Source organism: Avibacterium paragallinarum (assembly GCF_011765605.1).
In the GTDB taxonomy this organism is placed as follows: Bacteria; Pseudomonadota; Gammaproteobacteria; order Enterobacterales; family Pasteurellaceae; genus Avibacterium; species Avibacterium paragallinarum.
In genome coordinates, this window is record NZ_CP050316.1 from 1268853 (window position 1) to 1291817 (window position 22965).

General features: G+C 40.9%; 24 protein-coding genes and 1 pseudogene. 10 read left to right on the plus strand and 15 right to left on the minus strand.

Annotated elements, in window-relative coordinates; all coding sequences use genetic code 11:
* The first annotated feature begins 136 nt into the window (after positions 1–136).
* Complete coding sequence (gene fbp, locus HBL79_RS06000; RefSeq protein ID WP_035686739.1) at positions 137–1138, plus strand: class 1 fructose-bisphosphatase; 1002 nt, start codon at positions 137–139, stop codon at positions 1136–1138.
* A gap of 190 nt (positions 1139–1328) precedes the next feature.
* Here fbp and murA read toward each other — a convergent pair whose 3' ends face one another.
* The 8 genes from murA to HBL79_RS06040 form a co-directional block, all read right to left on the minus strand.
* Positions 1329–2603, minus strand: coding sequence for a UDP-N-acetylglucosamine 1-carboxyvinyltransferase (gene murA / locus HBL79_RS06005; protein WP_046097469.1), 1275 nt, complete (start codon positions 2601–2603; stop codon positions 1329–1331).
* 9 nt (positions 2604–2612) lie between these two features.
* The gene (locus HBL79_RS06010) at positions 2613–2873 is read right to left on the minus strand and encodes a BolA family protein (protein ID WP_017806080.1); all 261 of its coding nucleotides are present in this window, start codon (positions 2871–2873) and stop codon (positions 2613–2615) included.
* Positions 2874–2885: 12 nt separating this feature from the next.
* A complete protein-coding gene (locus HBL79_RS06015) occupies positions 2886–3221 on the minus strand; it encodes an STAS domain-containing protein (RefSeq protein ID WP_035686743.1) in 336 nt (111 codons plus the stop codon).
* A 3-nt stretch (positions 3222–3224) separates the two neighbouring features.
* Positions 3225–3863, minus strand: a complete 639-nt coding sequence (mlaC, locus tag HBL79_RS06020) for a phospholipid-binding protein MlaC (protein ID WP_035686746.1) — start codon at positions 3861–3863, stop codon at positions 3225–3227.
* 27 nt (positions 3864–3890) lie between these two features.
* Complete coding sequence (mlaD, locus tag HBL79_RS06025) at positions 3891–4403, minus strand: outer membrane lipid asymmetry maintenance protein MlaD (RefSeq protein WP_035686749.1); 513 nt, start codon at positions 4401–4403, stop codon at positions 3891–3893.
* Between the two features lie 78 nt (positions 4404–4481).
* Positions 4482–5267 (minus strand): lipid asymmetry maintenance ABC transporter permease subunit MlaE, encoded by a 786-nt coding sequence (gene mlaE / locus HBL79_RS06030; protein ID WP_035686751.1) that lies wholly within the window; start codon positions 5265–5267, stop codon positions 4482–4484.
* Positions 5264–6058 carry a phospholipid ABC transporter ATP-binding protein MlaF gene (gene mlaF / locus HBL79_RS06035; protein ID WP_035686753.1) on the minus strand — a complete coding sequence of 265 codons (795 nt, stop codon included), beginning with the start codon at positions 6056–6058 and terminating at the stop codon, positions 5264–5266. The genes mlaE and mlaF overlap by 4 nt, the downstream gene beginning before the upstream one ends.
* A 23-nt stretch (positions 6059–6081) precedes the next feature.
* Positions 6082–6300, minus strand: coding sequence for a hypothetical protein (locus HBL79_RS06040; protein WP_124994808.1), 219 nt, complete (start codon positions 6298–6300; stop codon positions 6082–6084).
* 52 nt (positions 6301–6352) lie between these two features.
* Here HBL79_RS06040 and lptC point away from each other — a divergent pair, with 52 nt between their 5' ends.
* Genes lptC through rapZ form a run of 5 tightly spaced genes read left to right on the plus strand, consistent with a single transcriptional unit; the run spans position 6353 to position 9568 of the window.
* On the plus strand, positions 6353–6934 hold the full coding sequence (lptC, locus tag HBL79_RS06045; protein ID WP_017806073.1) for an LPS export ABC transporter periplasmic protein LptC: 582 nt from the start codon (positions 6353–6355) through the stop codon (positions 6932–6934).
* Positions 6918–7430 (plus strand): lipopolysaccharide transport periplasmic protein LptA, encoded by a 513-nt coding sequence (lptA, locus tag HBL79_RS06050; RefSeq protein ID WP_035686756.1) that lies wholly within the window; start codon positions 6918–6920, stop codon positions 7428–7430. The genes lptC and lptA overlap by 17 nt, the downstream gene beginning before the upstream one ends.
* A gap of 11 nt (positions 7431–7441) precedes the next feature.
* On the plus strand, positions 7442–8167 hold the full coding sequence (gene lptB / locus HBL79_RS06055) for an LPS export ABC transporter ATP-binding protein (protein ID WP_017806071.1): 726 nt from the start codon (positions 7442–7444) through the stop codon (positions 8165–8167).
* Between the two features lie 3 nt (positions 8168–8170).
* Complete coding sequence (ptsN, locus tag HBL79_RS06060) at positions 8171–8683, plus strand: PTS IIA-like nitrogen regulatory protein PtsN (RefSeq protein ID WP_017806070.1); 513 nt, start codon at positions 8171–8173, stop codon at positions 8681–8683.
* Between the two features lie 21 nt (positions 8684–8704).
* Positions 8705–9568: an RNase adapter RapZ gene (gene rapZ / locus HBL79_RS06065; protein ID WP_046097468.1), complete on the plus strand. Its 864-nt coding sequence runs from the start codon at positions 8705–8707 to the stop codon at positions 9566–9568.
* Between the two features lie 136 nt (positions 9569–9704).
* On the opposite strand, the gene uxuA is transcribed toward rapZ, so the two are convergent.
* The 5 genes and pseudogenes from uxuA to HBL79_RS06090 form a co-directional block, all read right to left on the minus strand.
* The gene (gene uxuA, locus HBL79_RS06070; RefSeq protein WP_035686762.1) at positions 9705–10892 is read right to left on the minus strand and encodes a mannonate dehydratase; all 1188 of its coding nucleotides are present in this window, start codon (positions 10890–10892) and stop codon (positions 9705–9707) included.
* Between the two features lie 29 nt (positions 10893–10921).
* Positions 10922–11683 (minus strand): FCD domain-containing protein, encoded by a 762-nt coding sequence (locus HBL79_RS06075; protein ID WP_035686766.1) that lies wholly within the window; start codon positions 11681–11683, stop codon positions 10922–10924.
* 9 nt (positions 11684–11692) lie between these two features.
* A pseudogene (locus tag HBL79_RS06080) lies at positions 11693–14073 on the minus strand (glycoside hydrolase family 31 protein).
* 9 nt (positions 14074–14082) lie between these two features.
* Entirely contained in the window at positions 14083–15384 is a 1302-nt protein-coding gene (locus HBL79_RS06085; RefSeq protein ID WP_035686771.1) for a TRAP transporter large permease, read from the minus strand.
* Positions 15385–15396: 12 nt separating this feature from the next.
* Entirely contained in the window at positions 15397–15888 is a 492-nt protein-coding gene (locus HBL79_RS06090) for a TRAP transporter small permease (RefSeq protein WP_035686772.1), read from the minus strand.
* A gap of 320 nt (positions 15889–16208) precedes the next feature.
* Here HBL79_RS06090 and HBL79_RS06095 point away from each other — a divergent pair, with 320 nt between their 5' ends.
* The 4 genes from HBL79_RS06095 to HBL79_RS06110 are packed head-to-tail and all read left to right on the plus strand — an operon-like array spanning position 16209 to position 20450.
* The gene (locus HBL79_RS06095; RefSeq protein ID WP_035686776.1) at positions 16209–17189 is read left to right on the plus strand and encodes a TRAP transporter substrate-binding protein; all 981 of its coding nucleotides are present in this window, start codon (positions 16209–16211) and stop codon (positions 17187–17189) included.
* A gap of 56 nt (positions 17190–17245) precedes the next feature.
* On the plus strand, positions 17246–18094 hold the full coding sequence (locus HBL79_RS06100) for an SDR family oxidoreductase (protein WP_035686779.1): 849 nt from the start codon (positions 17246–17248) through the stop codon (positions 18092–18094).
* A gap of 1 nt (position 18095) precedes the next feature.
* Positions 18096–19499, plus strand: coding sequence for a glucuronate isomerase (gene uxaC, locus HBL79_RS06105; protein ID WP_035686782.1), 1404 nt, complete (start codon positions 18096–18098; stop codon positions 19497–19499).
* A 9-nt stretch (positions 19500–19508) separates the two neighbouring features.
* On the plus strand, positions 19509–20450 hold the full coding sequence (locus HBL79_RS06110) for a hypothetical protein (protein ID WP_035686785.1): 942 nt from the start codon (positions 19509–19511) through the stop codon (positions 20448–20450).
* A gap of 37 nt (positions 20451–20487) precedes the next feature.
* Here HBL79_RS06110 and aroA read toward each other — a convergent pair whose 3' ends face one another.
* Together aroA and hisC are read right to left on the minus strand one after the other, a co-directional pair.
* Complete coding sequence (aroA, locus tag HBL79_RS06115) at positions 20488–21780, minus strand: 3-phosphoshikimate 1-carboxyvinyltransferase (RefSeq protein ID WP_035686788.1); 1293 nt, start codon at positions 21778–21780, stop codon at positions 20488–20490.
* Positions 21780–22889 carry a histidinol-phosphate transaminase gene (hisC, locus tag HBL79_RS06120; protein WP_035686791.1) on the minus strand — a complete coding sequence of 370 codons (1110 nt, stop codon included), beginning with the start codon at positions 22887–22889 and terminating at the stop codon, positions 21780–21782. The genes aroA and hisC overlap by 1 nt, the downstream gene beginning before the upstream one ends.
* Between the last annotated feature and the right edge of the window lie 76 nt (positions 22890–22965).

Here is a 22965-nt window from a genome sequence, read left to right on the forward strand (position 1 = left end):
TAATGAAAAAACGAAAAATAAAATGTGGCTAAGATCACAAACTCAATGCAAAGTTATTTTCCCTAGCAAAAGGTTAGCTATAATAAATCAACTCTTTCAAACTGTACAAGCTATTCATCAAAAATAGGGAGGAAATATGAAAACATTAGGGCAATTCATTGTTGAAAAGCAAGCGGAGTATCCCAATGCTAAAGGCGAACTTTCAGGCATTCTTTCTTCTATTCGCTTAGTGGCGAAAGTGATCCACCGTGATATTAACAAAGCTGGGCTAACCAATAACATTATTGGTAACTCTGGCGTGGAAAATGTACAAGGCGAAGTGCAAATGAAGCTAGATTTATTTGCTCACAACACAATGAAGCAAGCTCTCATTGCACGAGAAGAAGTGGCAGGCTTTGCCTCAGAAGAAGAGGAAAATTTTGTCGCTTTCGATACGGAACGCGGACGTAATGCGAAATATGTAATTTTAACCGATCCTTTAGACGGCTCATCAAATATTGATGTAAATGTGGCTGTGGGGACAATCTTTTCTATTTACCGCCGCATTTCTCCCATTGGCACACCAGTTACATTAGAAGATTTTCTCCAGCCGGGACATCGCCAAGTGGCTGCAGGTTACATTGTTTATGGATCATCAACAATGTTAGTTTACACCACAGGAAATGGCGTAAACGGCTTTACTTACGATCCGTCCTTAGGGGTATTCTGCCTTTCGCACGAAAATATTCAAATGCCAACAACGGGAAAAATTTATTCGATCAATGAGGGGCAATATCTCAAATTCCCATTAGGGGTGAAAAAATACATTAAATACTGCCAAGAGGAAGACAAAGCTACTCAACGCCCTTATACATCACGTTATATTGGTTCATTAGTTTCCGATTTTCATCGTAACTTGTTGAAAGGGGGAATTTACATTTATCCAAGTGCTACAAACTATCCAAAAGGCAAACTTCGTTTACTTTATGAAGGTAATCCAATGGCGTTCTTAGCGGAACAAGCCGGCGGGTTGGCTACCGATGGTAAAAACCGCATTTTAGACTTGCAACCAATCGAGCTTCACCAACGCTCACCGCTGTTTATCGGCTCAAAAGAAATGGTGGAAAAAGCTCAAGAATTTATGCGTGAATTCAGCTAGGTTAATAAAAGTAATTTGCAAGAATATTTGCTGTTTACGACGAAAAAGTAAACTCAAAGTGTGGTGGATTTTATGACAAATAAAACCCACCATTATGACCTAGATAATATCAGTATGTTTGTATACCTAAGAGATAAACAATCTGCAAGCTCTCTGCATAGAAAGCCCAATTCAGTTTACATATAAAAATCTAAAGTGAATCATTATGAGAGAATCGCTCAATACGAACACCTAAATTGCGTAATTTATCTTCAATATGTTCGTATCCTCTATCAATATGATAAATGCGATCAACGATCGTTTCACCTTTAGCAATACACCCAGCTAATACTAAGCTAACAGAAGCACGTAAATCCGTCGCCATAACTTCCGCACCTGAAAGCTGTTCAACGCCATAACAAATGGCAGTGTTGCCTTCAATTTCCGCTTTTCCTCCCATTCGTACAAGTTCAGGAATGTGCATAAAGCGGTTTTCAAAAATAGTTTCCGTGATTTTGCTTGTACCTTCCGCAACCATATTTAACAGGGTAAATTGTGCCTGCATATCCGTTGGGAAGCCTGGGTGTGGCATTGTGCGAATATTCACCGCTTTCGGGCGTTTACCTTTCATATCAAGGGTAATGGTGTTTTCGGTAACCTCAATTTCCGCTCCTGCTTCGCGTAATTTGTCGATCACAGCATCAAGGGTGTCGGCTTTGGTATTTTTACACACAATACGCCCGCCCGAAATTGCTCCAGCCACAAGGAATGTCCCCGTTTCGATACGGTCAGCAACAATGGCGTGTTCGCAACCTGTGAGGCGTTCCACGCCTTCGATGGTAATGGTATCCGTGCCTGCACCGCTGATTTTTGCCCCCATTTTGTTGAGGAAAACCGCAGTATCGACAATTTCAGGCTCTCTGGCAGCATTTTCAATAATGGTTGTGCCTTGTGCTAAGGTCGCGGCAGTCATAATGGATAAAGTTGCCCCAACGCTGACTTTTTCCATTACGATACGCGTTCCTACTAAACGCCCATTGGTATGGGCTTTTACATAGCCGTCTTCGAGGACAATTTCTGCCCCTAAGCGTTCTAAACCGCTAATGTGTAAATCCACAGGGCGAGCCCCAATCGCACACCCCCCCGGCAATGACACTTGTCCTTGGTGAAAGCGTGCCACCAACGGGGCTAATGCCCAAATCGAAGCACGCATTGTTTTCACTAATTCATAGGGTGCCACAAAATGATCGATTTTTGAGCCATCAAGATACACAATGCCACCCGCTTTTTGTTCGACTTGCATTCCAAGCTGACGCAAAATTTTTAGCGTGGTTTCAATGTCTTTCAGCTCTGGCACGTTAGTTAAGGTAACAGGCTCTTCAGCAAGAATAGCGGCAAATAAAATCGGCAATGCGGCATTTTTTGCCCCTGAAATATTCACTTCACCGCTAAGGTGAGATTGTCCATAAACACGGAATTTTTGCATTTTGCTTCCCTACTGACTAATCGGGTTAAATAAACGCTCACGCTGCCATTTTTCTTGAGTGAAAGTTTTAATGGTTAAAGCGTGAATTTCCCCTGATGAAAAATAGCTCATCAAGGGAGCATAAATAGTTTGTTGTTGTTTTAAGCGGGATAAAGCAGCGATGTTATCATCAATGACAATCACGCCAAAATGGGCGTTTTCGCCCTGCACATAAACCTGTTCGAGGTTTAACGCTTGTTTTAAAATTCGTTCGATTTCTTGCGTTTCCATTCAATTTTTCCACTACAATAAAAAAGGCTTAATCCAATGGGATAAGCCGAAAAGATCAGCCAATGTCAAGAGTTGCTTAGGCACATTCACCAACTGCTGAGGTTGCCCTTGCTTTTGCATTTGATACAAATAATCACAAAATAAGGCAAAACCCGCACTATCAATACGCGTTAAAGCCTGAAGTTCCCAAATAATCGGTTGCGAGCCAAGAGCGATTTTCGATAAAAAAGAAGAACGTTGCTCCCATAATGGTAACAACGTATCCCTTGTTAATACCCCGCCTAAGCGGAGCATTATCTTATCATCATACTGCTCCATCGCCCAAGTCAAACTTGTTTTCTGTTGCATTGCTTATTTACTCAAGGTAACGGGTGCGTTGGCAGCTTTTTGTACTTGTTGAGTGAGGGCTTCAATGCCATCTTTACGCAAAATGCCACTCCATTCTTGTTTTTTGGTATTTACCATACTCACGCCACTTGCTGCCATATCATACACTTGCCATTTGCCTGTTTTGCTGTTTTTACGCCAGAAAAACATCAAATTAATCGGATCAGTATTTGAGCTTTGTAACACATTTACTTTAATGCTCACTTGATTATCAGACACATTTTTTGGCTCTTCAATTTGCACTTTTTGATTTTTATAGAGCGTCAAAGCTTGTGCATAAGACTGCTCAATAAACTGCCCAAAGGCAGCAAAAAATTTCTCGCGTTGTTCTGGCGTGGTGGCTTTAAAATACTGCCCTAACACCAATGAACCCGCATAATTAACGTGTACATAAGGCATTAAATCTTGGCGTACTAAGGTTCTTAAAAAGTTCGGATCTTGTTTGATTTTGCTTTGGTTCGCTGAAATATCCGCGAACAATTTATCTGAAGTTTGTTGCATTAACACATAAGGGCTGTCTTCCGCCATTGCTTGCAATGAGAAAAGTGCGGTCAAAATAAGCAAGGTTTTTGCCATGAGTTGTTTTACGGTTTGTTTTAACATTGGTTTCTCCTGTTAAACGAAAATGAATTACTGTGCGGTTTGCGGTGCTTCCGCTGGGGTCGCGTCGGATTTATTTTTATCGCCATAAAGGAATTGTCCGACTAAATCCTCCAACACCATTGCTGATTTGGTATCCACCACTTTGCTGCCCTCTTTGAGCATTTTGGTGGTTTCGCCGTCATCAAAGCCCATATTGAGTGCCAGATACTGCTCCCCTAGCAAACCTGCGGTTTTGATTGAGATCGAGCTATTATCAGGAATTTCATCATATTCTTGATTGATCGCAATTTTCACCACAGGCACATAGGTTTTCGGGTCAAGCTCGATGTCGGTTACTCGCCCAATCACCACACCGCCCACTTTTAACGGGGCACGAACCTTTAGTCCGCCAATATTATCAAAAGTTGCAGTGATTTGATAAGATTTTGCTTGGCTAAAGCCTTGCACATTCGCCACTTTTAGCCCTAAAAACGCAAATGCCGCGATGGCTAATAAGAGAAAAAGCCCTACCCAAAATTCATATTTTGCTGTTTGTCGCATAAAAAACACCTTTAATTTTATACCGCACTTTTGTGCGTAATCATACATTGAAAATCTTGTTAGTTCGATACTGAAAGATTAACTCCCACCGAACATTATTGCCGTTAGAATGAAATCTAAACCTAAAACCAATAAGGAAGCATTCACTACGGTTTTGGTGGTGGCTTTGCTGATGCCTTCGGAAGTCGGGATACAGTCGTAGCCGTTGAATAAGGCGATCCACACCACCGCAATGGCGAAACAAAGGCTTTTAATTAAGCCGTTTAAAATATCGGCTTTCCAAGTTACCGCACTTTGCATTACCGACCAAAAACTGCCCGCGTCCACGCCTTTCCAATCCACGCCAACCAGCGAGCCGCCCCAAATTCCAATGGCGATGAAAATGATAGATAAAATCGGCATCGCAATCCCCCCCGCCCAAAAACGTGGGGAAATCACGCGGCGTAGCGGATCAATCGCCATCATTTCAAGGCTAGAGAGCTGTTCGGTGGCTTTCATCAGCCCAATTTCAGCGGTTAAGGCTGAACCTGCTCTGCCCGCAAATAATAATGCCGTTACCACAGGCCCAAGCTCACGCAATAATGACAGGGCGACGAGCTGTCCGAGGCTGGTTTCTGCCGAAAAATCCACCAACACCACATAGCCTTGCAAGCCCAGTACCATTCCAATAAATAAGCCTGAAAGCATTACGATTAATAGGGATTGCACGCCCAGCACATAAAGCTGTTTAATCAGCAAGGGAAAATGTTTGCGGAATTGTGGTCGTCCGATTAATGCGCCCCATAACATAAAGCCAGAACGCCCGATTGCCTTGCAAAAGTTAATCGCACTACGTCCTAAGGCGGAAATCATTGTACTGATCATAAAAATAACTCCTGAACATAATCAGGGGCGGGATAATGAAAACGCACTGGCCCATCAGCTTCCCCTTGAATAAACTGCTGCACTTGCGGATCTTGGCTTGCCAGCAAATCGGCAGGTGTGCCTTCAGCGATCACGCGTTTATCGGCGATAATGTAGGCATAATCGGCGATACTCAACACTTCTTGCACGTCGTGCGAAACCACGATGGAGGTGAGTTGCAAGGCTTCATTGAGCCGTTTAATCAAGCTGATGATCACGCCCATACTGATCGGATCTTGCCCCGCAAAAGGCTCATCATACATAATTAATTCGGGATCAAGGGCGATGGTTCGTGCAAGTGCCGCACGCCTTGCCATTCCCCCTGAAAGCTCAGAGGGCATTAGCTCTGCCGCACCACGCAAGCCCACTGCTTCTAATTTCATTAACACAATTTCACGGATTAATGACTCAGGAAGCTGGGTATGCTCGCGTAACGGGAATGCCACATTATCGAAAGTGGACATATCGGTAAATAATGCCCCCGACTGAAAAAGCATTCCCATTCGCTGACGGGTTTCATAAAGAGCGGCACGGGACATTTCAACGATATTTTTGCCATCAATTAAAATTTCGCCACCTTCAGGCGTAAGCTGTCCACCAATTAGGCGTAGCAATGTGGTTTTACCAATGCCCGATGGCCCCATTATCGCTGTGATTTTTCCTTGCTCAACACGCAAATTCAGCTTTTCATAAATCGTTCGCTCACCACGTTTAAAGGTGAGATTGTTTATTTCAATAAAAGGACGTGTCATAACACCTGCGATGTAATTTATCATTAATGGGCGTCAATGATATGCGATGAATAAAGAATGTCAAAGCCTGTTTGCATTTCTTGACAAAAATTTTTGCTGCCACTAACGGGAGGTTTTGCGGAAAAAGCGTGCGATGTCTTCTGATTTTCGCCCCTTTCCCGCCAATAAAGTGCGGTAAAATTTGACCGCACTTTTGCCTTTTCAGCGGACAGCTCGCTATCATTTGTTCTTGCTTTTAACAAAATTGTGCTATTATGCCGCCAATTTATCCTAATCGATGAGTGATTCTCTTTTATGAATATTCGTTGGACTCTCATTTTGTCACTAGTGGCAATTGGCTTATTGGGCTGGTTTTATCGCCTCCAAGAACCCGATGCGACACAATTAGCGGATTTGATTAAATCGGACGATAAACCTGAATACACGGGTTATAAAATGCAAACGGCAGTGTATTCGCCAACGGGGGAGCGTCAATATGTTGCCTTTGCCGATAAAGTAGAATATTACAATAATGATGGGCATACACAATTTGAGCGTCCCCTTGTGTATTTGTTTGATGTGCAAAGTTCCCAACCTGAGTTAGAACATCAAAATTGGAAGCTCAGTGCTAACAATGCCACCTTAAGCAAAAATAATTTGTTGTATTTAGACGGCGATGTGCTGGCACAAAGTTTACAAGCGGATTCACGCTTACAGCGAATAAATACTGAGCGTGCCGAAGTGAATTTAAAGACGCAAGATATTACTTCTGATACAATGACCACCATTTCTGGCTTAAATTTTACATCGAGCGGATTAAAACTCAGGGGAAACCTCCAACAACAAATTGCCACTTTACAAGAACAGGTAAAAACGTATTATGAAATTAACAAATAATTTTCTTTTATGTTGTGCAATGCTGAGCCTTTCTCTCCCAGCATTAGCATTAAAAGACGATACTAATCAACCTATCAATGTAGAATCAAACAACCAATCTTTGGATATGGGAAATCACACAGTGACCTTCACAGATAATGTGGTGATTACACAAGGATCGATTGTTATCAAAGCCAACAAAGTGGTTATCACCCGTCCTGATAAAAATAGTCAGAAGAAGGAAACTGTTGATGCCTACGGCTCACCAGTTACCTTTCATCAAATATTAGATGATGGTAAACCTGTAGATGGCAAAGGCGATAAAGTACATTATGACTTAGGAACAGAATTTTTAACTTTAACAGGAAATGCAGAACTCAGACAACTAGATAGTAAAATCACAGGCCAATACATCACTTATGATGTAAAAAAACAACAACTAAAAGCAATAGGTTCTAATAAATCAAGAATTAAAACTGTCCTAATCCCTGAACGCACAAAAAATCAAAAAAAATAGGATTCATTACTATGTCAACCCTTTATGCGGAACATTTAGCAAAAAGTTATAAAAGCCGAAAAGTGGTATCTGATGTGAGCTTGCAAGTTCATTCTAATGAAATTGTGGGGCTTCTGGGACCAAACGGAGCAGGAAAAACCACCACATTCTATATGGTTGTCGGCTTAGTACAACAAGATGAAGGTAAAATTCAAATTGATAATGAAGATATTAGCCTATTACCAATGCACGATCGTGCAAAAAAAGGCTTAGGCTATTTGCCACAAGAAGCCTCTATTTTCCGTCGTTTAAGCGTCTATGAAAATTTAATGGCTGTATTAGAAATTCGCAAAGATCTCAACAGCCAACAACGCCGTGAACGAGCAGAAGAATTAATCGAAGAATTTAGTATCGGGCATATTCGCGACAATCTCGGACAATCCCTCTCTGGGGGCGAACGCCGCCGTGTAGAAATCGCCCGTGCCTTAGCGGCAAACCCAAAATTTATTCTACTTGATGAGCCTTTCGCGGGGGTCGATCCCATTTCCGTGATTGATATTAAGAAAATTATTATGGATTTGCGTGATCGCGGTTTAGGCGTATTAATTACCGATCACAATGTCCGAGAAACCCTTGATGTGTGCGAACGAGCCTATATCGTGAGTGCAGGAAAAATGATTGCCACAGGCACACCAAACGACGTGATGAATAACGAACAAGTTAAACGCGTTTATCTTGGTGAAGAATTTAAATTATAAATTATGGTTAAATTTACAACATTACTCACCCCAGAAAATATCCGCCAAGGTGTGGTTTGTTCCAGTAAGAAGCGAGCCTTTGAAATGATAAGCCACCTCGTTTCTTCGCAAATTGACGATAAAGATCCCGAACACAGTGGCTTTGAGTGCTTATTCAGCCGTGAAAAACTCGGCAATTCAGGATTGGGCAATGGCGTAGCGATGCCCAAAGGGCGTTTGCCTAAAGGGGATAAACCCATTGCAGTCTTTTTACAATTAAACACCCCGATAGATTATGAATCTCAAGATCATCGTGATGTCGATCTTATTTTCGCGTTGCTTGTTCCCTCAACAATATGTGGTGAGTTTGCTCAAACTATTCTACCGCAATTAGCTGAAAAATTATTAGATAAATCTCTATGTAAACAACTTCGGGCAGCACAAAGTGCAGAGGAAATTTGGCAAATTTTTGAATACGCTGACCGCCTTAATAATGAAGAAACCGAAAATAATATGAGCAATGGAGATATAAACTAAAAAAAGAGAGAAAAAAGAAATATGGAAATCATCATTATTAGCGGTCGCTCAGGCGCAGGAAAATCTGTTGCCCTACGTGCTTTAGAAGATATCGGTTATTACTGTGTTGATAACCTTCCAATCACCCTGCTCCCTCAATTAATAGAAATGCTTTCTACTCAACAATCTTCCGTTGCTATTAGCATTGATATTCGCAATGTGCCAAAACAAAGCCAAGAACTAGAACAAAATATTGAATTTTTACGACAACTTCATCAAGTTAAAGTTATTTTTTTAGAATCAGAACAGAGTGCTCTAATTAAACGTTATAGCGATTCTCGCCGATTGCACCCGCTTTCCATTGATGACCTTTCCCTTGAAGCCGCAATTGATGCAGAACATCATTATCTTGAGCCATTAATTCAACAATCCGATTTGATTATTGATACCACTCACCTATCAAACCACGAATTAGCGGAATATCTACGCAAATTTTTGCGTGGACACAAACAAAAAGATCTCAAAATCATCATCGAATCTTTCGGCTTTAAATATGGAATTCCCCTTGATGCTGATTATGTTTTTGATGTGCGTTTTCTTCCCAATCCCCATTGGAACATAGAACTTCGTCCAATGACAGGATTAGAACAACCCGTGATTGATTTTCTAAATAAACATAACGAAGTAAACCACTTTATCTACCTCACCCGCAACTATATTGAAACTTGGTTGCCTATGTTAGAACAAAACAACCGTAGTTACCTAACCATTGCCATCGGTTGCACGGGTGGAAAACACCGCTCCGTTTACATTGCACAACAACTTGGCGAGTACTTCCGAGCTAAAGGGAAAAATGTAAGCATCCAACACAAATCCTTAGAAAAACATCAAAAAGTCGCTAGTTAAAGTATTTTCTTATTGAAGAACTTTTCTAGAATAATTTCAAAGTGCGGTGCTTTTTCAGCCTGTTTTTACTTGGGAATGCAAAAAACGGTGCGAAAATGCACCGCTCTTTTGTTATTTAAGGCTTCTTTTGGAGAGGTTATGATTGTTGAAAATAGACGCGTTTCAATGCCATTTCTAATCCTCTAAATTCAGCCAGCCCTTTTAAACGCCCGATTGCGGAATAGCCAGGGTTGGTTTTTTTATGTAAATCATCAAGCATTTGATGACCGTGATCGGGACGCATTGGGATCAAGCGAGTATTTCCTTGAGCTAAACGGCGATGCTCCTCGGTGAGCAAGGCTTTCACCACGTTAAACATATCCACATCCCCCTCCAAATGAGCGGCTTCGTGGAAACTTAGTGGATTTTCTTCGCGACAAGTAGAACGCAAATGTGCAAAATAAATGCGATCGGAGAACTGTTCTGTCATTTTAACCAAATCATTATCCGAGCGAACGCCATAAGATCCCGTACACATCGTGAAGCCATTGGCAGGCAAAGGCTCTGTTTCGACGAACCATTGCATATCCTCAATGGTCGAAACAATGCGAGGCAATCCCAAGATCGGGCGTGGTGGATCATCAGGGTGAATGGCTAATTTGATGCCAACCTCTTGGGCAACAGGCACAACTTGATGTAGGAAATAAGCCAAATGTGTACGGAATTTTTCTGGCGAGATATGTTGATAACGATCCAACTGTGTCTGAAATTCATCGAGCGTATAGCCTTCTTCCGCCCCTGGTAAACCCGCAATGATGTTACGGGTGAGCTGTTCAATATCTTGAGCCGACATTTTTTCAAAATAGGCTTTGGCCGCTTGGCATTCTTCTTCCGTATAAGTTTGCTCCGCATTCGGACGTTTCAAAATATGTAGTTCAAAGGCGGCAAAAGCGATGTGATCAAAACGTAATGCTTTTGAACCATCAGGTAATTGGTATGCCAAATCGGTTCTTGTCCAATCTAAAACGGGCATAAAATTATAACAAACGGTATCAATGCCACATTGAGCCAAGTTTTTTAAGGTTTGCTTATAATTATCAATCCATTGCTGATAATTGCCCGTTTGCGTTTTGATTTCTTCGTGCACTGGCACGCTTTCCACCACCGACCAAACCAGCCCCGCTTGTTCAATTTGCTGTTTACGCTTTTCAATTTCCTCTATCGACCAAATTTGTCCATTAGGAATATGATGCAATGCAGTAACAATCCCCGTTGCCCCTGCTTGTCGAATATCCGCCAAAGATACTGGGTCATTAGGCCCATACCAACGCCAAGTTTGTTCCATTTTTTACTCCTTAGTAATAAATATTAGGTTTATTTTGTTCCAATCCCCACAACGACGGGGCTTAAATTAAAGAGATAGCCATCAAAATTAGGATCATCAACATCAGAAAGCTCAAATAATTTCTGTTTCACATTTTCTAAATGTTGCCACATTGCATTACGGGCAAGCATAGGATCTTTTTTCTGCATTGCCGCAACAATATTTTCGTGATCTTTAATCCATAGATGACGATAATTTTGATCGGGTATATGGGAATGTAACCCTTGCCACATTTTGCTACTTGTTCTCAGTTCCCAAAGTGATTTTTGCATTTGTACGATCACTTCATTTTGGGTAATTTCTGCAATCGTGCGGTGAAAATCTTCATCAGCAATGTAATCTTCATCTCCCTGTTCTAATGTTTGTCTTTCTCGCAGTAAAATGTCTTTAAGCTTTGTAATATCCGAACGGGTCGCTTGAATAGCGGCAAATTCAGCAATGCTACTTTCAAGTAACTGCCTCGCTTGAAGCAATTCAAAAGGTCCAACATCAATTTGTTCTAAGAACTCATCGTTGTCTGCTTGGCGAGGTAAATCAATGAGATATACGCCCGAACCTTTTCGCACTTCAACAAAGCCTTCAATTTCTAACATAATTAAGGCTTCCCGTATGACAGTACGGCTCACATTGAAAAACTCGGCGAGTTCTCTTTCTGGAGGTAACTTATCACCGATATGATAAGTTCCACTTTTAAGTTGTTGTTTTAATTCATTACCTATTTTTTTATAGGAACGTAAATCATCAATTATCATATAGATGTCCTAATGTATGTCTGATAAAAGAATGGAACACTTGGGCGTTAAAGGCTTGCCATTAACCCATAAAATACGTTGTTCATTTTTTGGCAGACGGAAATGTAGCACGTTATAAGCTGGTCGGAAAGAACCCGTGCGTTTGATTGTTAAGTTGATTGTTTTTTCATCGCAATTTAAATGAATATCAAATAAGCAAAAATGTGTTTTTAAATAATGAAAACTTTCGCCGTCATCATCAAAAATTTGTATATCCGCTTGCCCTTTGCCAATGAATGGCATTATAAGCAACTCTCGGCAATCATCTTGTTGAGTGTTTAAACGCTGAGCAGGGTTTAGAGGTAAAATCGAGCCTGCTTTAATAAAAAGTGGAATATGCTCTAATGGGGCGGAAGTCATTATTTCCTGCCCGCCACAGAACCATTGATGATCAAAGAAGTCGTACCAACCCACTTGATTATTCGGCAAATACACTTTCCTTGTTCGCTGGTTGGGTTCAACTACGGAAGCAACAAGTAAATTTTCGCCTAATAAATAATCATCATTCTCTTGAAAGGTTTTGGCATCATTTTCGTGATCTAAAAATGTCGGGCGTAACATTGGTTCGTAGTATTGATGTGCTTTCCACAGCAAATTGTATAAATAAGGGAGTAATTTATAGCGAAGTTCAATGGTCGCACGAATAATATTGAGCACCTCAGGATACATCCAAGGCTCATTGACACTATGATCATCATTCCAAGAATGAATAGTAAAGCGTGGGTGCATTATGCCGTTTTGTACCCAACGCACAAATAATTCTGGCTCAGGTTTATCCCCCGAAAAACCACCGACATCGTGTCCAATATTATAGAGAGCGGATAAACTCATACCTAGCCCCATCTTAATGTTGTATTTTAAGGTGTGCCAACTCGTGCGATTGTCGCCACTCCAAGTTTGCACATAGCGGTTCATTCCTGCCATTCCCGAACGCGAAATTAAGTAAGGGCGTTGCTCAGGTTGATAAGCCAGTTGAGCTTCATAAGAGGCTTTCATCATTAATAGAGGCATTAAGGGGCGTAATAATTTGATTGGTTTGGTTCACCAAAATAATCACAACGGGCTTGCTCGTCCCAAATTTCAAACTCATTATTATCATTCCAAGTGGCATCAATGCCGTAAGCTAACAGTTGGGTTGTTACGTTACTTTTCCACCATTCAATGGTTTTAGGATTGGTGAAATCCAAATGTGAGCCTTCATCGTCCCAAAACATTGAGCGTTCAGGCTGATTTGATAAAGAATCTTTAATAAATAATCCCGCTTTCGCAACCTCTTGATATCTAGGGTGATCTTGCAATAAACAAGGCTTGATATTCGCTGCCACTTTCATTCCCGCTTGGTGAAAATAGTGGGTCATTTGCTGAGGATTCGGAATTTTGTCTTTATTCCAATTAAAGACATAGCGTTTCCCCTGAATGGAGGTATAACCTGAAGAAAGCTGGAATGAATCACAAGGGATAGCAAAAGTGCGGCATAAATTTACGAAGTTTTTTAGATGTTCTTGTGCATCAGGGGCATCCGTATAAGACATCGTTGAGCCACTATATCCCAAGCTCCATTTCGGTGAAAAAAGTGTTCCCCCAGTCAAACGGCAATATTTTTTCGTAACGTCAAGAATTTGTGAGCCTAAAATAAAGTAATAATCTAGATCACCATCATCGGCTCGATAAGAACGATACGGCAAATGGTAATTATCTAATTCATTGCCTAAATCAAACCAGCAATGGGATAAATTATCATAGAACAGCCCGTAACTGCCTTGCGAGGTATGAGTAATATAAAAAGGAATGTGCTTATATAAAGGATCGGTGGTTTCAGCGTTATAGCCCATTGCATCTAAATTACGCATTTCAAAACGTCTGCCATAACGGTTTAAATTTCCCGATTTTTCACCCAATCCGTAATAATGGCGATCAAGAGAGCGATCCATAAAATGGGCGATTTGCTGTTGGGAAATTCCCATTAAATAAGCACCGCTCTTTCGATCTTGAGCAATGGTTTGCCAACCTTTTTCTGTCGCACGTTGCCATTCAAGCCATAAGGGTTGATGGACAATGAGTTTGAGTTTTGAGGTGCAAATTTCAATGCGGCTTTCTTTTTGCGTAAATTGATAGGACGGTAGGCTAAAACCTGATAAATCCCATTTATCTCGCCCTTGCCAAGGAATATCCGCACCATTCGGGCTAATCGACCAAGTGTCGGGTAAACGAAATTCGCCATTATGCGAGAACGCAATGCGAAAAATATCCTGTTCTAAAATAAAAATATGCAAAGAAAATTGGTATTCACATTCAAGCTGAATATGATTTTCCGCTTGTTTAACATACTGCCAGCGTTTTAATGTTTTCATTTTCCACCTCTAATAACCTAATAAGAGTTTTGGTAAAAACAAGCTAATCTCAGGGAGATAGGTAACCAATAGCAAGGTAAAAATTAATGCAAAGTAGAATGGCAATAAGGGCTTAATGACTTGATTAATTTTCACGCCTCCCACAGAGCAACCAATAAATAATGCACTTCCAACGGGCGGTGTACAAATTCCAATGGATAAATTAAACGCCATTACAATACCAAAATGCACGGGATCCATTCCCAGCTCGGTAACAATCGGTAAAAATATTGGGGTAAAGATCAATAAGGCGGGTGTCATATCCATAAATACGCCGACCACTAATAAAATGAGGTTAATAATCAATAAGATAACAATCGGATTTTCTGATACAGCAAGCAAGGCATCGCTAATAGTATAGGGAATATCCGCATTTGCCATCGCCCACGACATTCCCATTGATGTGCCTATTAATAATAAAACGATCGCCGTGGTTACAACGGAATCAAGAATAATTTGAGGCAACTCTTTGAGTTTCACTTCACGATAAACCACCATCGCTAAAATTAAAGTATAAACAACCGCAAAGGCAGAGGCTTCGGTCGCGGTAAAAATTCCCCCAATAATCCCTCCCATAATCACAATGATTAAGCCCAAACTAGGTAGTGCGTCTAAGGTTTTTTTCAAGGCTTCGTTAAGTGTTGGTTTTGGCGAAATCGGGTAATGACGCTTTTTCGCGATAAATCCCACAATTAGCATAATGGATAACCCCATCAAAATGCCCGGAATATAGCCAGCCAAAAACAACGCCCCGATCGAAGTACCACCTGAGATGAGAGAATACACAATAAAAGTGTTACTTGGTGGAATAAGCAACCCCGTAGGGCAAGAAGCGATATTCACTGCGGTTGAAAAGGCGGGATCATAGCCCTCTTTTTTCTGTAATGGCGACATTATACCGCCCATTGCCGCCCCAGAAGCCACCGCAGAGCCTGAGATTGAGCCAAACATCATATTGGCAAGCACATTAACGTGAGCCAATGCACCGGGCAACCGACCACCAATCACTTTGGCAAATTCAATCAAACGTAACGCAATTCCGCCTCGATTCATAATATTGCCCGCTAAGATGAAAAAGGGAATGGCTAGCAATGAAAAGCTATCTAATCCCGATGCCATTTTTTGCGAAATCACCGCAATAGCAGAATCAAAAGGCAAAGAAAGCGAGATCGTTAGTAATGAAGCAATACCAATCGAAAATGAAATTGGCACGCCAATAAATAAAAGAATAAAGAAACTTGTACTTAGAACAATAATCGTGGACCATTCCATTACGATTTCCTCCTATGCGTTCATCTTAATTTGTTGAAAATTATTGAATAAATCTCTTAGCAAATAGAGCAACATAAATAAACCACTAATTGGAATCGCTAAATAAACTAACCCCATTTCAATGCCTAGTACGGGTGAAATTTGCCCATTTGCCATTGTATCCCGCACAAGATTTACACCGCCGTAGCACATAATCATCAGCACAAAAAACAAACTAATACCATTAATGGCTAACGTTAATTGATGAAATTGCTTCGGTGAATGCTCAAATTTTGTTGCCAACAAATCAATGGCAAGATGTTTCTTTTGCCCCAAAGCATAAGCTGCTCCAATTAGCCCGACCCAAATAAACAGAAAACGCGCTAATTCATCAGTATAGGTGCTAGGCGTATTGAGGATATAACGAGAAAAGACTTGCCACACCACGCAGCAAACCAGTACAGAACAAAGAATAACGCACATTATTGACAATGTTTTATTCATAAAATGGATAAATTTTTCCATCAGACTTCCCCTTTTCTTTATTTTGGCATTCCAATTTTGCTAAAAATGATAAGAAAAGCAATAAAAAATAATTAATTTTGTGATCTGGTTCACCAATTTTAAAAAATTGGATTGAACTATTACCGCCGATGGTTATATTTAAAGCACGAACAATAACCTTATTGTTCATATGATCGTTTAGTCGTTAATGTTCAGAACAAAATAGTCAATTACCCCGCAAACTAGGAAAACACGCAGAGGTATTTTGAACTCAAACGGCCAAAATGATGATTGTCATTACTTTCATAACTCAATAGCTCTCAACAACTAAGGAGAATCAAATGAAAAAAAGCCTACTTTCCACCGTTTTAATGACAATGCTTTCAATGGGGATCGCCCTTTCCTCGCAAGCGAAAACAACGTTAAAAATTAGCCATAACAATGATAAAACCCACCCCGTGCATCTCTCAATGCAACATATGGCTGATGAAGTGAAACAGCTTACCAATGGTGAAGTGGTGATCCGCATTTATCCAAATAGCCAATTAGGTTCACAACGTGAATCAATGGAACTATTACAAGCAGGCTCATTGGATATGGCAAAATCAAATGCAAGTGAAATGGAAGCCTTTGAAATCTCTTATGGTGCATTTAATTTGCCTTATTTATTCCAAGATCGGGAACATTATTACCGAGTATTAGCCGATCAAGAGGTTGGGCAAAAAATTCTGCAAAACTCCAAAGATAAAGGCTTTATTGGCTTAACCTATTATGATGGCGGAGCAAGAAGTTTCTATGCGAATAAACCGATAAAATCCCCTGAAGATTTAAAAGGAATGAAAATTCGTGTTCAACCAAGCCCAACAGCGGTTGAAATGATTAAACTGATGGGAGCTTCACCAACGCCATTAGCCTATGGCGAGCTTTATACTGCACTTCAACAAAAAGTCGTAGATGGAGCGGAGAACAATGAAACCGCACTCACGCTTGCACGGCACGGTGAAGTGGCAAAATATTTCAGCGAAGATGAACATACAATGATCCCCGATGTGTTACTCATTAGCCTCAAGTCTTGGAATAAACTCACGCCAGAACAGCAAAAAATCTTAAAACAAGCGGCGGATAATTCAATGCTTTATCACAAAGAGATTTGGACAAAAATGATTGCCGAAGAGCGAGCAAAAGCCCAAAAACAACTGAATGTACAATTTGTGCCTGTCGATAAAACCCCATTCGTTCAAGCAGTGAAAACAATGCACGACACCGCAAAACAAAACCCAGCGTTAAAACCTTATATCGAACGTATCGAAACCCTTAAATAATCGTAATGATAAAGTGCGGTATGTTTTTATCGCACTTTTTATAGAAGGAAACAAAAATGAACAACATCGCTCAACACCACAATCTTAAAAATAAAGTTATCGTGATTTCAGGAGCTGGTGGCGTGCTTTGTGCGTTTCTTGCCAAAGCACTGGCAAAAACACAAGCAAAAATCGCCTTACTGGATATTAATTTTGACGCGGCAAACCAAGTTGCTGAAGAAATCAACCAAGCGGGCGGTATTGCGAAAGCCTATCAAACCAACGTGTTAGACTTAGCTAGCATAGTGCAAACCCGCAACGCTATTACACAAGATTTTGGCACTTGTGATATTTTAATCAACGGTGCGGGAGGCAATAACCCTAAAGCCACTACCGACAACGAATTTCATCAATTTGATTTGCCCGCGAACACCAAAACTTTCTTTGAATTGGACAAATCAGGCATCGAATTTGTATTTAATCTCAATTACTTAGGCACATTATTGCCAACCCAAGTTTTCGCCAAAGATATGATGGGGAAAGCGGGAGCAAATATCGTCAATATTTCCAGTATGAACGCCTTTACACCGCTCACCAAAATCCCTGCTTACTCGGGAGCCAAAGCGGCAATCAGCAACTTCACTCAATGGCTTGCCGTCTATTTCTCAAAAGTGGGGATTCGCTGTAACGCCATCGCCCCTGGCTTTCTTGTCAGCAACCAAAATAGGGCATTATTATTTGATGAAAATGGCAATCCAACCGCCCGAGCCAATAAAATTCTCACCAACACCCCAATGGCACGTTTTGGTGAACCAGAAGAATTATTAGGGGCATTATTGTTCTTGATCGACAACCAATATTCCAGTTTCGTCAATGGCGTCATCATTCCTGTTGATGGTGGGTTCTCTGCATATAGTGGGGTGTAAAATGAAAGTATTTATGGATCAGGATTTTTTATTATCCAGTGAAACAGCAAAGCAGCTTTATCATCAATACGCCGCACCACAGCCGATTTTTGATTATCACTGCCACCTTAGCCCGAAAGATATTGCGGAAAATCGTCAATTTAACGATCTCAGTGAAATTTGGCTAGAAGGGGATCATTACAAATGGCGAGCAATGCGAACTGCGGGCATTGATGAAAAGCTCATTACAGGAAATGCGTCAAACTATGAAAAGTACCTCGCTTGGGCGAAAACCGTTCCGCTTTGTCTTGGTAACCCGATTTATCATTGGACGCATTTGGAATTACGCCGCCCTTTTGGCATTACTCAAATCTTATTTAACCCTGACTCAGCCGAAAAAATTTGGCATCAATGCAATGAAATGTTGCAACAGCCCGAATTTTCAGCACGTGGCATAATGCAGCAAATGAATGTTCAGCTGTCTGGCACAACAGACGATCCAATTGACAACCTTGAATATCATCAACAAATTGCCAATGATCCTAGCTTCAATATTGAAGTTGTGCCAAGTTGGCGTCCAGATAAAGCATTCAAAATCGAGCTTGATGGATTTTCCAAATATATCTCTCAACTTTCAGAAGTAAGTGATATTGAGATCTGTTCCTTTGATACATTGAAACAAGCCTTATCAAAACGCCTTGAACATTTTGATCGTAATGGCTGTAAATCTGCTGATCACGGGATGGAAATTGTTCGTTTTGCCCCAATTCCTGAAGAACGAGTGTTAGATCAAATTTTACAACAACGTTTACAAGGTAAAACATTAGACGAAGAAAAAATCGCTCAATTTAGTACCGCACTTTTAGTTTGGCTTGCCAAAGAATATGGTGAACGCCAGTGGGTGATGCAAATGCACATTGGAGCTTTACGCAATAATAATACGCGAATGTTTCGTTTATTAGGGGCAGACAGCGGTTTTGATTCCATTGGCGATCGCCCTTATGCCGAACCGCTCGCAAAATTGCTGGATTTAATGGATCAAACCAACCAGCTTCCAAAAACAATTTTGTATTGTCTAAACCCTCGCGACAATGAAATGATCGCCAGTATGATTGGTAACTTCCAAACAGGAGGCATTGCAGGAAAAATCCAATTCGGCTCAGGCTGGTGGTTCAACGATCAAAAAGACGGAATGCAACGCCAACTACAACAACTGGCTCAACTCGGGTTATTAAGCCAATTTGTCGGAATGCTCACCGATTCCCGTAGCTTCCTTTCTTTCACTCGCCACGAATATTTCCGCCGAATTTTATGTGAAATGATCGGAAATTGGGTAGAAAACGGCGAAGCTCCTAATGAGCTCGAGCTACTCGGACAAATGGTCAAAAACATTTGTTTTGATAATGCGAAAAATTATTTTAAATAAGGAGTGAAAATGAAAAAGTTTGCTTTATGTTTACTTAGTATGCTTTCTTTACAAGCGTTTGCCACTGATGATTTAGTTTATGATAAACCTCAGCAAGAAGTACTTACTCACGGAAAAGTAAACTATTTTATTCAATCAAAAATTGGAGCAGGCGAAAAAAATAATGCACAATGTGAAGATGGGCTATTCTTTAATGAACATTATCTAGCCGTTTTTGATGGGGCGACAGATAAATCAGGGAAAAAATATGATGGCAAAAAAGGGGGACGTGTAAGCCGAGATATTATTCAAACTGTTTTCCAATCTTTACCGCCAAACACACCTAAAGAAGAGGTTCTGAAACGGATCAATACGGAATATCAAAATTTTTATTCGCAAAATAAAGACATTGATTTTGCTAAAAATCCGCTTTTTCGCCCAACTGCAACATTAATTTGGTATAACTTTGATACCAATGAATTAGTTGCAATTGGTGATTCTAAAGCAAGAATTGATGGTATTGCTTATAATGATGAGGAGAAATTAGTCGATACCTTAAATAGTGCTTTGCGAGTGAAAGTGATTAAAGAACTAGGCTTAACTGATGAACAAGTGGCTGAAAATGATTTAGGTCGTTTTTACATTTTACCATTGTTAAAACGTCAATCTGAATTTCAAAATAACCCAAATGCCCCGAAAGCATTTCAATTTTGGGCAATTGATGGTTTTGATATTCCTAATTCCGAATTAAAAGTTTGGAAGTTTGATCATACACCAAAAATTATTGAACTTAGTTCTGATGGTTATGAAACCTACCCTAAAGAGCCTTCTATTCAGGCTTACGAAGAAGAACTACATAGCACCTTAAAATCAGATAGAATGAGAATAAAGCATCCTTCAACAAAAGGTGTTGCAAAAGGAAATTATAGTTTTGATGATAGAGCGGTACTTATTTATCAAGCAAATCATTAATTGAGCTAACCTGCCCCATTTGGGGCAGGTTTTCTATTTATCGTACAATCTTCGCAAATTCCTCAAAGAATGTTGGGAAGGTTTTCGCGGTGCATTTGGGATCGAGAATGGTAACAGGGGTGTTGGAAAGTGCGACGAGGGCGAAGCACATTGCCATTCGGTGGTCGTTGTAGGTGGCGATTTCTGCGGTTTTGAACGCGGATAAGTCGAGAGGCTGAATGCGGATATAATCTTCGCCCTCTTCCACTTCTGCCCCCACTTTTCGCAGTTCCGTTGCCATTGCACTCAGGCGGTCAGTTTCTTTTACTCGCCAGTTGTAAATATTGCGAATGATAGTTTCACCCTCAGCAAATAATGCGGTGGTGGCAATGGTCATTGCAGCATCGGGGATATGGTTCATATCCATATCAATGCCTTTTAGTTCGCCTTTTTCTGCTTGGATAAAATCCTCGCCCCAAGTGATTTTTGCACCCATTTTTTCTAATACATCGGCAAATAAACGATCCCCTTGAATGGAGTTTTTGCCGATTCCCGTTACTTTCACTTTGCCTTTAATCGCACCCGCCGCGAGGAAATAAGAGGCAGAAGAGGCATCGCCCTCCACTAAATAAGTTTGTGGTGAAATATAGCTTTGCTTGCCTTGCACGAAGAATTTTTGGTAGTTGTCATTACGAACAGATACGCCAAAGTCTTTCATCATCGCGAGGGTGATGTCAATATAAGGTTTGGAAACCAGATCGCCGATGATTTCAATTTCCATATCGCCCGAAGCCAATGGGGCTGCCATTAAAAGTGCGGTCAAAAATTGGGACGAAATTGATCCGTCAATTTGCACTTTTCCCCCATTTAAACCACGATTTTGAATAGCAATTGGTGGGTAGCCCTCATTTTCTAAATAGCTGATTTCCGCTCCAACTTGGCGTAACGCCTCAACCAAATGCTTGATTGGACGCTCTTTCATTCGCGGTTCACCCGTTAAAATGATTTCCGCAGGCACTTCCCCTCTTAAGCATAATGCGGCACTCAAAGGTCGCATCGCCGTTCCCGCGTTGCCAAGATAAAGGGATAAACCGCTTTGCCATTGGAATGCACCGCCAACGCCTTGGATTTCGCAGACTGATTTATCTTCAGAAAGCTGATATTTCACCCCAAGGGCTTGCAGGGCGTTGAGCATATGGCGAATATCATCGCTGTCGAGCAAGTTTTTCACGCGTGTTGTACCTTTCGCTAAAGCGGCGAGAAGCAAAGCACGGTTAGATAAGCTTTTTGAACCGGGAAGATTAATTTCGCCCTCCACAAAAGAAATGGGTTGTAGCGTTAATTTTTCCATTACTCCCCCGATCCTTGCTTTAAGACATTTAAAAGTGCGGTGAAAAATTTGTCATTTTCTTCAGGTAAGCCAATGCTCACTCGTAGATGATTTGGCATTCCATACCCCGCAATCGGGCGGACGATCACGCCTTCACGCAATAGCCCTTCATAAATAGGCTGTGCAGGGCGTTTGAAATCAATGGTGATAAAATTGCCCTTTGACGGGATATAGTCCAACTGATGTTGTTGGCAAAATTGTTCATAACGTTGCATTTCTGTGCGGTTGTTTTGTGCCACTTTCTCCACAAATGCGTCATCTTTCAACACCGCTGCGGCGGCGGATAAAGCTAACACATTGCAATTAAAGGGCTGACGAACACGGTTTAATAAATCCGCAATTTCAGGGTTAGACACCGCATAACCAATACGCAATCCTGCCAATCCATAAGCTTTGGAAAGGGAACGAGAAATAATTAAATTCGGGTATTTTTTCGCTAAGGCAAAAGAATCAATGCGTTCTTCTGGGCGAGTAAATTCCGTATAAGCCTCATCAAGCACCACAATGATATGGGCTGGCACTTGAGCTAAAAAGGTTTCAAGTGCTTGTTGTGAAAGGAAATTTCCCGTTGGATTATTTGGATTAGCAATGTAAATCAACTTGGTTTTCGCGTTGATTGCTTGCAAAAAGCCGTCTAAATCGTGTCCCCAATTTTTGGCTGGAATTTCTCTTGCCACCGCATTAATGGCTTTGGTAACCAGCGGGTACACAATAAAGGCGTATTGCGAATAAATAATTTCATCTTTTTCACTGGCAAAGGTGTGAGCAAACAATTCCAAAAGATCATTTGAGCCATTGCCAAGGGTGATTTGTTCAGGATTCACGCCAAATTTCTCGGCGATTACGGCTTTTAACTCAAAACCGTTGGCATCGGGGTAACGGGTTAAATGGGGCAACTGTGCTTGGATCGCTTCAATGGCACTTTGCGGAAAGCCAAAAGGGTTTTCATTTGAAGCGAGTTTCACAATATTTTGAATGCCCAATTCGCGTTCTAATTCTTCAATGGGTTTTCCCGCTTGATAAGGGGAGAGGGATTTCACTCCCTCATTTGCAACATCAATAAATTGCATTGTTGTTCCTTGTTTTTAATTGTTGATACAGCGAATAACAAAGGCTTGTCTAGATAAATCAACAAGCCTTTGATGA

What these genes read in the sequence shown, in the direction of transcription:
- HBL79_RS06010 (WP_017806080.1), bottom strand. Translation starts at nt 2,873, where the DNA reads ATGGAAACGCAAGAAATCGAACGAATTTTAAAACAAGCGTTAAACCTC.
- mlaE (WP_035686751.1), bottom strand. Translation starts at nt 5,267, where the DNA reads ATGATCAGTACAATGATTTCCGCCTTAGGACGTAGTGCGATTAACTTT.
- HBL79_RS06075 (WP_035686766.1), bottom strand. Translation starts at nt 11,683, where the DNA reads ATGATAATTGATGATTTACGTTCCTATAAAAAAATAGGTAATGAATTA.
- uxuA (WP_035686762.1), bottom strand. Translation starts at nt 10,892, where the DNA reads ATGGAACAAACTTGGCGTTGGTATGGGCCTAATGACCCAGTATCTTTG.
- HBL79_RS06015 (WP_035686743.1), bottom strand. Translation starts at nt 3,221, where the DNA reads ATGCAACAGAAAACAAGTTTGACTTGGGCGATGGAGCAGTATGATGAT.
- HBL79_RS06085 (WP_035686771.1), bottom strand. Translation starts at nt 15,384, where the DNA reads ATGGAATGGTCCACGATTATTGTTCTAAGTACAAGTTTCTTTATTCTT.
- lptC (WP_017806073.1), top strand. Translation starts at nt 6,353, where the DNA reads ATGAATATTCGTTGGACTCTCATTTTGTCACTAGTGGCAATTGGCTTA.
- aroA (WP_035686788.1), bottom strand. Translation starts at nt 21,780, where the DNA reads ATGGAAAAATTAACGCTACAACCCATTTCTTTTGTGGAGGGCGAAATT.
- rapZ (WP_046097468.1), top strand. Translation starts at nt 8,705, where the DNA reads ATGGAAATCATCATTATTAGCGGTCGCTCAGGCGCAGGAAAATCTGTT.
- fbp (WP_035686739.1), top strand. Translation starts at nt 137, where the DNA reads ATGAAAACATTAGGGCAATTCATTGTTGAAAAGCAAGCGGAGTATCCC.
- mlaF (WP_035686753.1), bottom strand. Translation starts at nt 6,058, where the DNA reads ATGACACGTCCTTTTATTGAAATAAACAATCTCACCTTTAAACGTGGT.
- HBL79_RS06095 (WP_035686776.1), top strand. Translation starts at nt 16,209, where the DNA reads ATGAAAAAAAGCCTACTTTCCACCGTTTTAATGACAATGCTTTCAATG.
- hisC (WP_035686791.1), bottom strand. Translation starts at nt 22,889, where the DNA reads ATGCAATTTATTGATGTTGCAAATGAGGGAGTGAAATCCCTCTCCCCT.
- ptsN (WP_017806070.1), top strand. Translation starts at nt 8,171, where the DNA reads ATGGTTAAATTTACAACATTACTCACCCCAGAAAATATCCGCCAAGGT.
- murA (WP_046097469.1), bottom strand. Translation starts at nt 2,603, where the DNA reads ATGCAAAAATTCCGTGTTTATGGACAATCTCACCTTAGCGGTGAAGTG.
- HBL79_RS06100 (WP_035686779.1), top strand. Translation starts at nt 17,246, where the DNA reads ATGAACAACATCGCTCAACACCACAATCTTAAAAATAAAGTTATCGTG.
- HBL79_RS06090 (WP_035686772.1), bottom strand. Translation starts at nt 15,888, where the DNA reads ATGGAAAAATTTATCCATTTTATGAATAAAACATTGTCAATAATGTGC.
- mlaD (WP_035686749.1), bottom strand. Translation starts at nt 4,403, where the DNA reads ATGCGACAAACAGCAAAATATGAATTTTGGGTAGGGCTTTTTCTCTTA.
- lptA (WP_035686756.1), top strand. Translation starts at nt 6,918, where the DNA reads ATGAAATTAACAAATAATTTTCTTTTATGTTGTGCAATGCTGAGCCTT.
- HBL79_RS06110 (WP_035686785.1), top strand. Translation starts at nt 19,509, where the DNA reads ATGAAAAAGTTTGCTTTATGTTTACTTAGTATGCTTTCTTTACAAGCG.
- mlaC (WP_035686746.1), bottom strand. Translation starts at nt 3,863, where the DNA reads ATGTTAAAACAAACCGTAAAACAACTCATGGCAAAAACCTTGCTTATT.
- uxaC (WP_035686782.1), top strand. Translation starts at nt 18,096, where the DNA reads ATGAAAGTATTTATGGATCAGGATTTTTTATTATCCAGTGAAACAGCA.
- lptB (WP_017806071.1), top strand. Translation starts at nt 7,442, where the DNA reads ATGTCAACCCTTTATGCGGAACATTTAGCAAAAAGTTATAAAAGCCGA.